We start from the raw sequence: 12526 nt of genomic DNA, 5'->3' as shown, positions 1-12526 counted from the left end.
CCCGCGTCAGAACGGCTGCGGGCCGCCGTGTCGACGCGGCGGCGGGGGCGGCGGCACGTACGGGTCCTGCCAGCCGAGCTCGGCGCCTTCCAGCTCCTTGTAGTTGGCGCCGAGCTTGTCCTTCGCCCAGCCGTCGCTGTCGCGGAAGTACCCCGCTGCCTCCGCCAGTGACTCACCGGCCCGGACGACCTCGGCGCCGGTGTCGTTGAGCAGAGGCGTGATCTGGTAGGCGAGGTCGCGCCACGCGAAGTAGCAGCCGTAGCTGCCGAGCCCGACGATGCCGGTGCGGATCCAGGCGTTGATCTGGTTGCTGCTCTCGACCTGGTCGGCAGCCTGGAGGAAGGCCCGTGCCACGGTCGGCATGGACTCGTAGCCGATGTGCTCCAGCGTGGAGTACTGCACGTTGATCGTGTCGCCTAGCGGCGCTTCCCCCTGGCCGGGGTGGACGTGGAAGTTCAGGCGGTTCACCGGGTCGTTGACGGCGGCAAGCATGCTCTCGAGCACCATCTGCAGGCCCCGGTCCTGCGCCTCGGCCTTCTCGGTGAGGGTGGTGAAGCCCTTCTTGAAGTCGTTGTAGACGTCGTTGGGCGAGGAACCGCTGTAGGGCAGCTTCGACTCCGTCGGCTTCGGGAGCAGGCCCAGCGCCGTGCTGAGGAAGGAGGTGCCGGCACTCAGCCCCCCGATCGCCGCTGTACCGACACCGGGTCCGATGAAGACCCCCAGCACGCCCGCCGTGGCGTTGGCGACCGTCAGCACGGTCTGGATGGTCTGGAGGTTCGAATAGTCCTTGCGGGTCTGCCGGAACGCCTCCTTCGCGTTGCCGACGAGGTTCGCGACGTCTTCACGGGAGGTCTCGAACAGCTTCTGCGTGCCCGTGATCGCCACCCCCAGCGCGGCCACCGCCTCGCACTGGCCGTCGAGAACCGTCTCCAGGCGCTCGGGTCCGTAGTTGGTGTAGAACGCGCTGATGGTCTGGCCGCCCTGGTCCGGGCTCGGGATGAACTTGCGGATGTAGCCGATCGCCTCCAGGTCCGGGTTCCCGAACTGCGATCCGCCGTTGCCGGTGCCGCCCGCCAGCTTCTGCACGCCCAGCAGGCACTGCGCCTTGGCGTCGTCGAGGACCGAGGGCTTCGGTACGCCGTCCCAGCCGGACACGGCCTGGTCGAGCTTGCTGCGCCAGCCCGACACCATGCCGGCGTACTCGGCAGCGAGCGAGGGGAACGGCTCGGTCGGGCTGGTCGCTCCGATGTTGTAGCCACCGAGCGTGGCGCGACCGTCGAAGTAGACGGTCTGCACGCTGGAGCTCTCGCCGTAGTTCTCGGTCTTGACGACGTAGTCCTTGCCGTTGTCGTAGTCCCAGCCGTCCCGCCGGGTGAGGTCGGCGAAGGCGGCCTCGCGGGCCGCGTCGTCGAGAAGTGAATCGAGTTGTTCGTAGTCGAAGGCCATCCTGCTTCTCCCGAGATCGACAAACCTGTTCTGGTGACCCTTCCGGGATACCCCGCGCAGATTTTCGCGAAACCATCGGTGAAGCCGGGCCCGGATGGGTGGGTGCCGTGGGCCGGCCTGCTTGACTGGTCAGGTGAGTCCGCCGCACCCCCTCGACCTGTCCGCCGATGTCGTCTCCCTGACCCGGGCGCTGGTCGACATCGAGTCGGTCAGCCGCAACGAGCAGGCGATCGCCGACACCGTTGAGGCGGCGCTCGTGGCACTGCCGCACCTCGCGGTCAGCCGGCACGGCAACACCCTCGTCGCGCGCACCGAGCTGGGTCGGGCGTCGCGGGTCGTCATCGCGGGCCACCTCGACACGGTGCCCCTCAACGACAACCTGCCGAGCCGCCTCGAGGACGGCCTCCTGCACGGCCTGGGCACCTGCGACATGAAGGGTGGCGACGCGGTCATCCTGCGTCTCGCCGCGACGGTGCCCGAGCCGGTGCACGACGTGACCTTCGTGCTCTACGACTGCGAGGAGATCGACTCCGCACTCAACGGACTGCGCCTGCTCAGCGAGTCGGACCCGGCGTTGCTGGAAGCGGACTTCGCGATCCTGATGGAGCCGTCGAACGCCGTGGTCGAGGCCGGGTGCCAGGGCACCCTGCGCGTCGATGTCCGCACGCGCGGCGAGCGGGCCCATTCCGCCCGCAGCTGGAAGGGCGTCAACGCGATCCACGCAGCGGCCGCCGTACTCACCCGCTTGAACGAGTACGACGCCCGGCGGCCCGTGATCGACGGGCTGGAGTACCACGAGGGGCTCAACGCGGTGGGGATCAGCGGTGGCGTCGCCGGCAACGTCATTCCCGACGAATGCGTCGTCACCGTGAACTTCCGGTTCGCGCCCGACCGTTCGGAGGCCGAGGCCCTTGCGTTCGTGCGGGAGTTCTTCGACGGCTTCGACATCACCTTGACCGACTCCGCGCCCGGGGCGCTGCCGGGGCTCGAACAGCCTGCGGCGCGGGCCTTCGTGGACGCAGTCGGTGGCGTGGTCAACCCGAAGTTCGGGTGGACCGACGTGGCCCGGTTCACCGCGCTGGGGGTGCCGGCCGTCAACTACGGACCGGGCGACCCCCTCCTCGCGCACAAGCAGGAGGAGTTCGTGGAGGTGGCGCAGATCGAGCAGTGCGAACAGCAGTTGCGGCAGTGGCTACTCGGACACCCGACGCGGGAGGATCAACCATGACGAGGCGAAACGGACCAGGACCGCGGCCGAGCAAGGGTCGTCCTGAGGGCTCCACGACCGACCAGCGACTGCTGGACAGCCGTGGCGACGGCGGCTGGGTGCACACCGACACGTGGCGGGTGCTGAAGATCCAGGCGGAGTTCGTCGAGGGCTTCAACGACCTCGCCGAGCTCGGTCCGGCGATCTCGGTCTTCGGTTCGGCGCGCATCACCCCGACGCACCCCGCCTATGACATCGGCGTGCGGGTCGGCGCGGGGCTGGCCAAGGCCGGCTTCGCTGTCATCACCGGCGGTGGCCCCGGCGCGATGGAGGCCGCCAACAAGGGTGCGATGGAGGCCGGCGGCGAGAGCGTGGGCCTCGGCATCGAGCTCCCGTGGGAGGCCAAGCTCAACGACTACGTGGCCTTCGGGCTGAACTTCCGGTACTTCTTCGTCCGCAAGATGATGTTCGTGAAGTACTCGCAGGGCTACGTCGTCCTGCCGGGCGGCATCGGCACCCTGGACGAGCTCTTCGAGGCGATGACGCTGTCGCAGACCCTCAAGATCACCCAGTTCCCGATCGTCCTGATGGGTGTGGAGTACTGGCAGGGCCTGATCGACTGGATGCAGGGCTCCATGCTGGCGGACGCCCGCATCAAGCAGACCGACATCGACATGCTGACGCTGACCGATGACGTCGACGAGGCCGTCGCGCTGATGGTCGCCGCCCGCGAGCGGCACGCGTGAGGAGGCGCCGCACATGTCCCATCCGATGATGTGGGTCTTCGCCGTCCTCATCGTGCTCGCCATGGGCGGAGTGGCGATGCTGGCCGCCGGACACGGCGAGCCGATGGCCCCGGCATACGACGACCGCCCCGATGCGCTGGTCCCTGCCGATCGCAGGATCGAGGCCGGCGATCTCCGCAAGATCCGTTTCTCGCTGGCTTTCCGCGGTTATCGAATGTCGGAGGTCGACGCGCTGCTCACCCGGATGGCGGCGGAGATGGAGCCGCGCGCAAAGGTCAGGACCCCCGATTATTGGGGGCATTCGACCGCCGAGAAGTCCGACGACGCCACCGGCGACCCTTCGGACTGAACGCCCGCCCCTGAGGCGACACCGACCCGTGGCTGCGCGGTTTGTGTGGCATGGGCGATAATGGTGCAGCGCACAAGTCGGGTGCACAGGGCGCACGACAAACTCGCAGAAGTTAGTGGAAGAGGGGTGCCGCATGGCGGCAATGAAGCCTCGGACCGGCGACGGTCCGCTCGAGGTCACCAAGGAGGGGCGCGGCATCGTGATGCGCGTTCCGCTCGAGGGCGGTGGCCGACTCGTGGTCGAGCTCAACGCCGAGGAGGCCTCTGCGCTCGGCGACGCGCTCAAGACTGTGGTCGGGTGACCCCACCCGCTGCTTCCAGCACCCGGGAACCGGCCCTTCCGGGTCAGGTCTCACCTCCGGAGTTCGCGCTCAGCGAGCTCCTGCCCGGCGCCATCATCGGCGTCGATGTCGTCGCGCTCCCGGTGCTGCCGGGTGACGCCGAGGTGCCCTTCCTGCTGGGGCCGGGGGCAGCGGAACTCGCCGACGAGCTCGATCTCGACCTCGTCGGCATCGGCGAGGTCCACGGACTGACCGGAGCGACCGCCGAGGTCGCCACCGTCCCGGTCCCCGGCGGTACGACGACCAATCCCGACCTGCGCCTGGTGGTCCTGGTCGGCGTCGGTGCCGGCCGGCCGATCGACCTGCGCCGCGCGGGCGCCGCGCTGGCGCGTGCGACCTTCGACCGCGACGCCGTCGCCACCTCGATCCCGGTCGTTGCCGACGCCGAGCTGTCCGACGTCCATGCGTCGGTCGAGGCCTTCGTGGTCGGCACCATGCTGGGGAGCTTCGTCTTCCACTGGCGTTCCCAGGGACCCGAGCGGCTGCCGGTGCGCCGCGTCGTCGTCGCGGGCCCGGAGATCGCCGGTGACCGGGCGGTGCTGGAGCGCGCGGTCGCGCTCGGCGGTGCCGGATGGCGCTCGCGGCTGCTGGCGACCGTGCCGGCCAACCTGAAGAACCCCGCCTGGCTGGCCACGCAGGCCGAGCAGATCGCGGCCGCCGCCGGGCTCGACCTGCAGGTCTGGGACGAGCAGGACCTCGCCAGCGAGGGATTCGGCGGCATCCTTGCCGTCGGCGCCGCGTCGGCATCCCCGCCGCGACTGATCCGGCTGGACTACACGCCCCGCGGTGTCAGCGCCCGCGCAGCGAAGAAGCTTCCCCTCGTGGTGCTCGTCGGCAAGGGCATCACGTTCGACACCGGCGGCCTCTCGATCAAGCCGGCCGCCTCCATGGCGTCGATGAAGCGCGACATGACGGGCGGCGGCGTCGTCCTGGCCACCATGGCCGCGCTGGCCGACGTCGACTGCCCGGTGCGCGTCATCGGCCTGGTCGCGGCCGCCGAGAACGCCATCTCCGGCAGCGCGCTGCGTCCGGGTGACGTCATCCGGCACTGGGGTGGGCGCACCACCGAGGTCGGCAACACCGACGCCGAGGGCCGGTTGGTCCTGGCCGACACCCTCGCCTACGCCGTCACCGAGCTGGCCCCTGATCTCATCCTCGACATCGCGACCCTCACCGGAGCCGTGAAGGTCGCGCTCGGCCAGCAGGTGGCCGGCCTGTTCGCGACCGACGACGCGCTCGCCGCTGCATTGACCGCCGCCGGTGAACAGTCGGGCGAGCCGCTGTGGCGCTTCCCCCTCTACGACGGCTACGAGGACAAGCTGGCGTCGAAGATCGCCGACGCGAGCAATGACCCCGGGGGAGCCGGCGCGATCACCGCAGCCCTCTTCCTGCGCCACTTCGTGGGCGACGTCCCGTGGGCACACCTCGACATCGCCTCGGTGGGCGACGTGGAGAAGGAGTGGCACGAGTGGACGGTCGGGCCCTCAGGCTTCGGAGCGCGCTTGCTGCTGACCTGGCTCGGCTCGACGGAGCCGCTGGACGGAATCGTCGCCGACTCCTAGACGGGCTCGGCCCCAGTGGTCAGTCCGTTTCCGGGATCCATTCCTTCTTGGCCAGCAACAGGCCGTCGCCGACCGGCAGCAACACGGGCACGAGGCCCTCGGTCGCTGCGACCTGCTGGACGAGGTCCCGGATCGCGACGGTCTCGTCGTCGCGTACGGCCGGGTCCGCGACCTTGCCGTGCCACAGGGCGTTGTCGAACGCGACCACGCCGCCGGGACGGAGCAGGCGCAGCGCCTCGGTGAGGTAGGCGCCGTACTCACGCTTGTCGCCGTCGGCGAAGACCAGGTCGTAGTGGCCGTCGGTGAGGCGGGGGAGGACGTCGAGCGCGGAGCCGGCGATGGTGCGGGCCCGGTTGGGGGCCACGCCGGCGTCCTTGAAGGACTCGCGCGCGAGGCGCTGGTGCTCGGCCTCGACGTCGACGGTGGTCAGGACGCCGTCCGAGCGCATCCCGCGCAGCAGCCAGACGCCGGAGACGCCGGTGCCGGTGCCGATCTCGACCACGGCGCGCGCTTCGAGCACGGAGGCGAGGAAGCACAGGGCCGCGCCGCCGCCGGAGCCGATCGGGGTCACGCCGACCTCTTCGGACCGTGCGCGGGCAGCGGCCAGTACGTCGTCCTCGACGACGTAGGTGTCGGCGTACGTCCAGCTGGATGCGTTGATCGGTGTCGGAGCCACGGTTCTCACCCTAAGGCTCACGGCGGCGCAGGCGGCGGACCCGCCGCCGGGAACACAGGATCCTCTCCGATCGTTGTGGCCAATGTTGGGGGAGTTCACAGGGAACGCTCAGGACCCGGCTCTACGGTGAGAGGACCAGACCACGTTGGTACTGACGCAGCGGAAGAAGGCCACGATGAAGGAGCCCGTCGATCCCCAGGTCCCCGAACAGGACCTGAACTGGGAATCGATCGTCGAGCAGCACTCCGATCGCGTCTACCGCCTTGCGCTCCGTCTGACCGGCAACCGCCACGACGCCGAGGACCTCACGCAGGAAGTGTTCGTGCGGGTGTTCCGTTCGCTGCACACCTACACGCCCGGCACGTTCGAGGGCTGGCTGCACCGGATCACCACCAACCTCTTCCTCGACACGGCCCGCCGCAAGCAGCGGATCCGGTTCGACACGCTGTCCGACGAGCGTGCCTCCCGGCTCGCGAGCGCTTCCCCCGCGCCCGAGATCGCGTACGCCGACCTGAACTTCGAGGACGACGTCGAGGCTGCCCTGGCGTCCCTGCCGCCGGACTTCCGTGCCGCGGTCGTCCTCTGCGACATCGAGGGCCTCAGCTACGAGGAGATCGCCGACATCCTCGGTGCCAAGCTCGGCACCGTCCGTTCGCGCATCCACCGCGGTCGTGCACTGCTCCGCAATGCCCTCGCGCACCGGGCTCCGCAGGGCGACCGCACCCGCTACCTCGGCCCCGCCACCGTTTCCCTCGCCGGTGGAGCGGCCGGATGATCGGTCACCTCGGCAACCGCGTCAGTGCCCTGCTCGACGGACAGCTCTCCGCGAAGGACACCGAGGAGGCGTGGGCACACGTCTACTCCTGTCACGCGTGCCGCGACCTGGTCGAGCGGGAGGGCTGGGTGAAGACGCGCCTGGCCGGCCTGTGCGGCGGCGAGCGGTTGGCGCCGTCGGACCTCAAGGGTTCGCTGCTCAGCATGCCGCCGGGTGACGCCCTGCTCGCCGGCGGTGGTCACGGCCAGCGCCGCGGCGCGGGCGTCGCGATGATCGGGGGCGGCGCACTGGGCGCAGCGATGCTGGGTGTCCTGGCGTTCGGGCTCAACCCGGGTGGCGTGCCGCCGACCGATCGTCGGCCCCCGACCACCCAGATCGACTCCGTCCTGCCGTCGACTCCCACCCCGACGCCCGCCACGACGCCGGTCGCCGGCAACGGCGCGTCCACGGTCTCGACCACCCTGACGACCGTGCTGCGCATGCCCGTGCGCGGGATGCTGCCGTAACCCGCATCCGGTCCCGGCTGGGTGGATCAGACATGATGACGACGTGAACGACGCGCACGACGAGTACGACGCCGACCGGGAACCCACCGAGCCGATCGAGGGGACCGAAGTGGTCCCCCCTGGCCCCGTGGGCGAGGAGGCCCCTGTCGAGACCGCTCCGCAGTGGGCGCCGCCGGCGCCGGGTGCCCAGCCCGTTCCCCCGGCCGTCCGCCCTGAATCGGCCCCGGAGCCGACGCTCCCGATGCCGACGCTCGCTCCGTCGTTGATGCCTCCCGCTCCGGCCGCCCCGCCGACGCCCGCTGACCTGTCGGTCCGGCGCCCGGTCCTGCCGACCCCTCACGTCGAGCGTGGCTCCGGCCCCTCGCGCCGCATCTGGCCCGCCGTGGCCCTGCTGTCCCTCGTGGTCGGTCTCGGCGGTGGGTTCCTCGGTGCCCTCGCCTACGACAAGGTCTCCGATGACGACGCGGGCACCGGTTTCGCCGACGGCGGGCTGTCCGACGTCGACCTCGAGGAGCTGCCGCCGCTCGAGGCGCCCGGATCGATCGCCGCCGTGGCGCAGGCCGTGCTCCCCAGCACCGTCCAGATCCTCGCCGAGTACGACGGCCAGGCGGCCGGTGCGACCGGCTCCGGCTGGGTGATGGACGGCAACGGTCACATCATCACCAACAACCACGTCGTGGCATCCGCCGCGAAGAGCAAGGGCCCGATCGTGGTCGTCGACCACGACCGCAACCGCTACGAAGCCACCGTGGTCGGGCTCAGCCCGGTCTACGACCTGGCGGTCCTGTCGGTGAAGGACTTCAAGGACCTGGTCCCCGCGAAGCTCGGCTACTCGAAGAAGCTGCGGGTCGGTGAGCCGGTGGTGGCCATCGGATCGCCCCTCAGCCTCCCGGACACGGTCACCTCCGGCATCGTGAGCTACCTGCAGCGCCCGGTGACGACCGGTTCGTCGGCCGACGACTCGTCGTACATCAACGCGGTGCAGACGGACGCAGCGATCAACCCGGGCAACTCGGGTGGCCCACTGGTCAACATGCAGGGCGAGGTGATCGGCGTGAACTCGGCGATCGCCACGGCAGGTGGCGGCTCGATCGACTCCGACGCCGGCAACATCGGGGTCGGCTTCGCGATCCCCGTCGAGCAGGTGCGCGTCACCGCCGACCAGATCCTCAAGACCGGCAAGGCGCAGTACCCCGTGATCGGCGCCAAGGTGAAGACGGGCGGCATCCCCACCGGCGACGGCGCCGTGCTCGACGAGATCCTGGCCAAGAGCCCGGCCAAGGACGCCGGCCTGCGCAAGGGTGACCTGATCACCCACATCAACGGCGCCCGGGTCAGCGACGGCATCGCGCTCATCGTCGCCATCCGCAGCTACCAGCCCGGACAGACCATCGAGTTCACCGTCAAGCGCGGCAACAACGACCGGAAGGTGAAGGTCGTCCTCGACGGCGAGGACGGCTGAGCGCCGCCCGAGGTCAGTCGGCGTCGGAGTCCACGAAGGGGTGCTCGGCGACGTACTTCTCGGCTGACCTGTACTGCTCCGCGATGTACTCCTCGAGGCGCGAGCCCTCGACACGCCACTGGCCGCGGCCGCCGATCTTGATCGCGGGCAGGTCGCCGCGACGCACGAGGGCGTAGACCTGTGCGCTGGAGGTGTTGAGCACCTCAGCGACGTCGGCGAGCGTGAGGAATCGTGGGGTACCGCTCATGGCTCCATCGTTGCACTCCGCCCGGTCGGCTGCACCGGCGGCGCGGCGGGCTGTGGACGACCAGGTGACGTTCGGCGCCCCGCACTGCATGATGTTCGCGTGTCCAGAGATCTCGGGATTTCTCCGGGCGCGCCCGTACCGCCGCAGGCCACCCGCGTGGCACGGCCGGGCTGGCGTGACCCCAGGTTGTGGATCGGCGTTGCGCTGGTCACCGGTTCGGTCGTCCTCGGAGCGCGGCTGCTCGCCGCTGCCGACGACACGGTGCAGGTCTGGGCGCTGGCCCACGACCGTGGCAGCGGGTCGCCGGTCGTGAGCGAGGACCTGCAGGTGGAGCGGATCCGCTTCACGGACGACTCCGCGTTGGGGCGCTACTTCCCGGCCGACGAACCCGTGCCCGCTGACCTGGTCCTGACCCGCGCGGTGGGCGCCGGGGAGCTGCTGGCCCGATCCGCGGTCGGGGAGTCCGACGCCGACGAGGTGCTGCGGGTGCCGCTCGAGGTCGACCCGAACCGGGTGCCGCCCGATGTCGACACCGGATCGGTCGTCGACGTGTGGGTGAGCGACGGAGCCGGGCTCGCCAAGGGAGCCCGCTCCGAGGACCTCGAGGCCGACGGGCCCGCCCTCAGCGAGGTGACCGTCGTGGCGGCGCCGGAGTACGACGACACGTTCGCGGTCACGGGTGCGCGCCAGCTGGTCGTGGCGGTCGACGATCCGCGAGCCGCGGAGTTCGAACGCCTGCTCAGCTCCCTCCAGGACCCGGTCATCCGGATCCTGCAACGGTCCTGAGGCCGCGATGATCGTCGTACTGCTGGTGTCGAGCGGCGCTGCGTGGGAGTCGCGTGGCCTCGCCGCGCTCCAGGACCATCCGGGGACCGTCGTGCTCAAGCGCTGCGTGGACGTGGACGACCTGCTCGCCGCGGCCAGCACCGGCCAGGCCGAGGTCGCCGTCCTCGGTGTCGACCTGCCCGGGCTGGACCAGGGTGTCGTCGACGACCTGACCCGGTACGGCGTCCGCGTGGTCGGGATCGCGACCGGACCGGACGTCACCCAGCCCCGGGCCGCACGGATCGGGATCACGACGCTGCTCGATGCGGCCCGGATCGACGAGCTCGGTGCGCTCGTGACGGCGCTGCCTGCCGACGCGACGTTGCCGGCAGCGTCGGTGCCGTTGCCGGGTGAGGACCCCGCGCCCACGCTCGACGGCGCCCTCGCCGGCCGCGTGATCGCTGTCTGGGGACCCGGCGGCGCCCCGGGCCGAACCATGCTGGCGTCGGGTGTCGCCGCAGAGCTGGCCCGTCGCGGGCTCTCCACGCTGCTCGTCGACGCCGACCCCTACGGCGGAGCCGTGGCCCAACAGCTCGGGATCCTGGACGAGGTGTCGGGGCTGCTCGCTGCCGCCCGGCTCGTCGCGTCCGGAACGCTGGAGCAGCGCTTCGTCTCCGTGCAGCGCCGCCTGTCCGACCAGCTGCGCGTCATCACCGGGCTCCCGCGTGCCGACCGCTGGGTGGAGGTCCGGCCGGGATCGCTGACGGAGATCGTGGAGGCGGCGCGTCGCGGCGGCCAGGTGGTCATCGACACCGGCTTCAGCATCGAGCACGACACGGCCAGCGACCTGGGCCGGCCCGGGCGCAACGACCTGACCCGCGAAGCGCTCGAGATCGCCGACGAGGTCCTGCTGGTCGGCTCGGCCGACCCGGTCGGCCTGGCCCGGCTGGCGCGGGCGATGACCGAGCTCAACGAGCTCCTCGTCAACCCGCCGGTGCGGATCGTCGTCAACCGGATGCGACCGACGCTGGGCTGGCGCGAGCCGGACGTCGTGGCGATGCTGAACGGGTTCGGAACCAGCCTCGGGGTTCACTTCCTGCCCGACGACCAGCCGGCCGTCGACAAGGCCCTGGTGGCCGGGCGGCTCCTGGTCGAGTCCGGCGACTCGGCGCTGACCCGCGCGATCGGCGCGCTGCTGGACGCGATGGCCAGCACGCGAACGCGTGGCCTTGCGGGTCGTCCGGCAAGATAGGGGCCGTGTTGACCGTCCTCCGTACCCCGCGCACCCGCGTGGCCGTACCGGCGACGATCGGCAGCCTCGAGAGCGTCGCGGCGCTCGCCTTGGCGCACATGGCGGCCGGGGGAGAGGTGCCGGGGGCACTCTGGCTGACCGCCTTCGGCGGTCTCGTGTACGCCGCCAGCGTGGTCGTGCTGCGCCGCAGGGCCGGGATCCGCGTGGTCCTCCCGGTGCTCGTCGGCGCGCAGGTGCTCGGCCATGCGTGGCTGGTCGCCCTGAGCCCGGGCGCGCATGCGACCCACGGCCACGACGCCGGGTTCCTGGGCCTGACGCCCGGCATGCTCGCGGCGCACGCCCTCGCAGCCGCGGTCACGGGGCTCATGTGGGCCGTGCGGCGCCGCGCGGTCGTCGTACTCCTGGCGTGGTCGGACCTCGGGCGCCTGCCCGCGCCGGTCCGCACTGCCGTGCCGGGCAGGCAGGCCGTCACCGCCCTGGTCTCCCGCCGCTTCCTGGCGATCGCACCGACGCGCGGCCCTCCGGCCGGCGCCGCCGCGATCGCCTGATCCCTCCCGTCCGGGAGGTGCTCGGGCAGTCGCTGCTGCCCCGACCCACCTCACCGAAGACAGAGAGAGAACTCATGAACGTCCGACGCTTCACCCTGCCCGCCCTCAGCGGCACCGCCGCCCTCGCGATCGTCGCCCTGTCGGCCGGCGCCGCCAGCGCGCACGTCACGGTCACGCCCAACGTCACCTCGGCCGGTTCGTACGCCGTGCTGACCTTCAGCGTGGGCCACGGCTGCGAGGGCTCGCCGACCACGAAGCTGGCCATCGCGATGCCGGAGGAGATCCCCTCGGTGACCCCGACGGTCAACCCGAGCTGGACGATCGAGAAGGTCGCCGAGAAGCTGGACGAACCGATCAAGGACGCGCACGGCAACGAGCTCACCGAGCGGATCGCCAAGGTCGTCTACACGGCGAAGACGCCGCTGGTCGACGGCTACCGCGACACCGTCGAGCTGTCCGTGCAGCTGCCGGACGCGGCGGGGGAGACGCTGGCCTTCCCCGTGGTGCAGAGCTGCGCCAAGGGCGAGACCGGCTGGACTGAGACCACGGCTGAGGGCAAGGACGCCGAGGAGCTCGAGCACCCGGCCCCGACGGTGACCATCACCGAGGCGTCGGGCGAGGGCCACCACGGCGGCGCCGCAGGCG

At 71.1% G+C, this 12526-nt stretch carries 15 protein-coding genes; 12 read left to right on the top strand and 3 right to left on the bottom strand.

Annotated elements, in window-relative coordinates; translation table 11 throughout:
• Positions 1-6 precede the first annotated feature (6 nt).
• Entirely contained in the window at positions 7-1446 is a 1440-nt protein-coding gene (locus ACOADB_RS24380) for a hypothetical protein (protein WP_378604911.1), read from the bottom strand.
• Positions 1447-1579: 133 nt separating this feature from the next.
• Between ACOADB_RS24380 and dapE the strand changes: the two genes are divergently transcribed.
• The 5 genes from dapE to ACOADB_RS24355 all read left to right on the top strand — a co-directional run bounded on the left by dapE (position 1580) and on the right by ACOADB_RS24355 (position 5650).
• Complete coding sequence (gene dapE / locus ACOADB_RS24375) at positions 1580-2674, top strand: succinyl-diaminopimelate desuccinylase (protein ID WP_378604908.1); 1095 nt, start codon at positions 1580-1582, stop codon at positions 2672-2674.
• Positions 2671-3399, top strand: a complete 729-nt coding sequence (locus tag ACOADB_RS24370; RefSeq protein WP_378604905.1) for a TIGR00730 family Rossman fold protein — start codon at positions 2671-2673, stop codon at positions 3397-3399. The genes dapE and ACOADB_RS24370 overlap by 4 nt, the downstream gene beginning before the upstream one ends.
• A 13-nt stretch (positions 3400-3412) precedes the next feature.
• Positions 3413-3748 carry a DivIVA domain-containing protein gene (locus ACOADB_RS24365; RefSeq protein WP_378604902.1) on the top strand — a complete coding sequence of 112 codons (336 nt, stop codon included), beginning with the start codon at positions 3413-3415 and terminating at the stop codon, positions 3746-3748.
• A gap of 133 nt (positions 3749-3881) precedes the next feature.
• The gene (locus tag ACOADB_RS24360) at positions 3882-4049 is read left to right on the top strand and encodes a DUF3117 domain-containing protein (protein ID WP_082574114.1); all 168 of its coding nucleotides are present in this window, start codon (positions 3882-3884) and stop codon (positions 4047-4049) included.
• Positions 4046-5650: a leucyl aminopeptidase family protein gene (locus tag ACOADB_RS24355; RefSeq protein ID WP_378604899.1), complete on the top strand. Its 1605-nt coding sequence runs from the start codon at positions 4046-4048 to the stop codon at positions 5648-5650. Before ACOADB_RS24360 ends, ACOADB_RS24355 begins: the two co-directional genes overlap by 4 nt.
• 19 nt (positions 5651-5669) lie before the next feature.
• Here the strand turns inward: ACOADB_RS24355 and ACOADB_RS24350 are convergent, their stop codons facing one another.
• Complete coding sequence (locus ACOADB_RS24350) at positions 5670-6326, bottom strand: O-methyltransferase (protein ID WP_378604896.1); 657 nt, start codon at positions 6324-6326, stop codon at positions 5670-5672.
• Positions 6327-6501: 175 nt separating this feature from the next.
• Here ACOADB_RS24350 and sigE point away from each other — a divergent pair, with 175 nt between their 5' ends.
• The 3 genes from sigE to ACOADB_RS24335 are packed head-to-tail and all read left to right on the top strand — an operon-like array spanning position 6502 to position 9069.
• On the top strand, positions 6502-7101 hold the full coding sequence (sigE, locus tag ACOADB_RS24345) for an RNA polymerase sigma factor SigE (RefSeq protein ID WP_378604893.1): 600 nt from the start codon (positions 6502-6504) through the stop codon (positions 7099-7101).
• On the top strand, positions 7098-7607 hold the full coding sequence (locus tag ACOADB_RS24340) for an anti-sigma factor family protein (RefSeq protein ID WP_378604890.1): 510 nt from the start codon (positions 7098-7100) through the stop codon (positions 7605-7607). The genes sigE and ACOADB_RS24340 overlap by 4 nt, the downstream gene beginning before the upstream one ends.
• Before the next feature lie 43 nt (positions 7608-7650).
• Complete coding sequence (locus ACOADB_RS24335) at positions 7651-9069, top strand: S1C family serine protease (RefSeq protein WP_378604887.1); 1419 nt, start codon at positions 7651-7653, stop codon at positions 9067-9069.
• Between the two features lie 13 nt (positions 9070-9082).
• Here ACOADB_RS24335 and ACOADB_RS24330 read toward each other — a convergent pair whose 3' ends face one another.
• Complete coding sequence (locus tag ACOADB_RS24330) at positions 9083-9316, bottom strand: helix-turn-helix domain-containing protein (RefSeq protein WP_378604884.1); 234 nt, start codon at positions 9314-9316, stop codon at positions 9083-9085.
• Between the two features lie 99 nt (positions 9317-9415).
• Between ACOADB_RS24330 and ACOADB_RS24325 the strand changes: the two genes are divergently transcribed.
• The 4 genes from ACOADB_RS24325 to ACOADB_RS24310 form a co-directional block, all read left to right on the top strand.
• Positions 9416-10102: a hypothetical protein gene (locus tag ACOADB_RS24325; protein WP_378604881.1), complete on the top strand. Its 687-nt coding sequence runs from the start codon at positions 9416-9418 to the stop codon at positions 10100-10102.
• A 7-nt stretch (positions 10103-10109) separates the two neighbouring features.
• Positions 10110-11333 carry an AAA family ATPase gene (locus tag ACOADB_RS24320; RefSeq protein ID WP_378604878.1) on the top strand — a complete coding sequence of 408 codons (1224 nt, stop codon included), beginning with the start codon at positions 10110-10112 and terminating at the stop codon, positions 11331-11333.
• Positions 11334-11338: 5 nt separating this feature from the next.
• On the top strand, positions 11339-11881 hold the full coding sequence (locus ACOADB_RS24315) for a cell division protein FtsQ (protein WP_378604875.1): 543 nt from the start codon (positions 11339-11341) through the stop codon (positions 11879-11881).
• Positions 11882-11955: 74 nt separating this feature from the next.
• Positions 11956-12526, top strand: a 571-nt coding sequence (locus ACOADB_RS24310; protein WP_378604872.1) for a YcnI family protein, incomplete at its 3' end; no start/stop codon positions are given.

The organism is Nocardioides sp. CPCC 206348, assembly GCF_048654705.1.
GTDB lineage: Bacteria > Actinomycetota > Actinomycetes > Propionibacteriales > Nocardioidaceae > Nocardioides.
The sequence above is the reverse complement of the archived record's forward strand: the minus strand, read 5'-3'. Positions and strand labels throughout refer to the sequence as shown.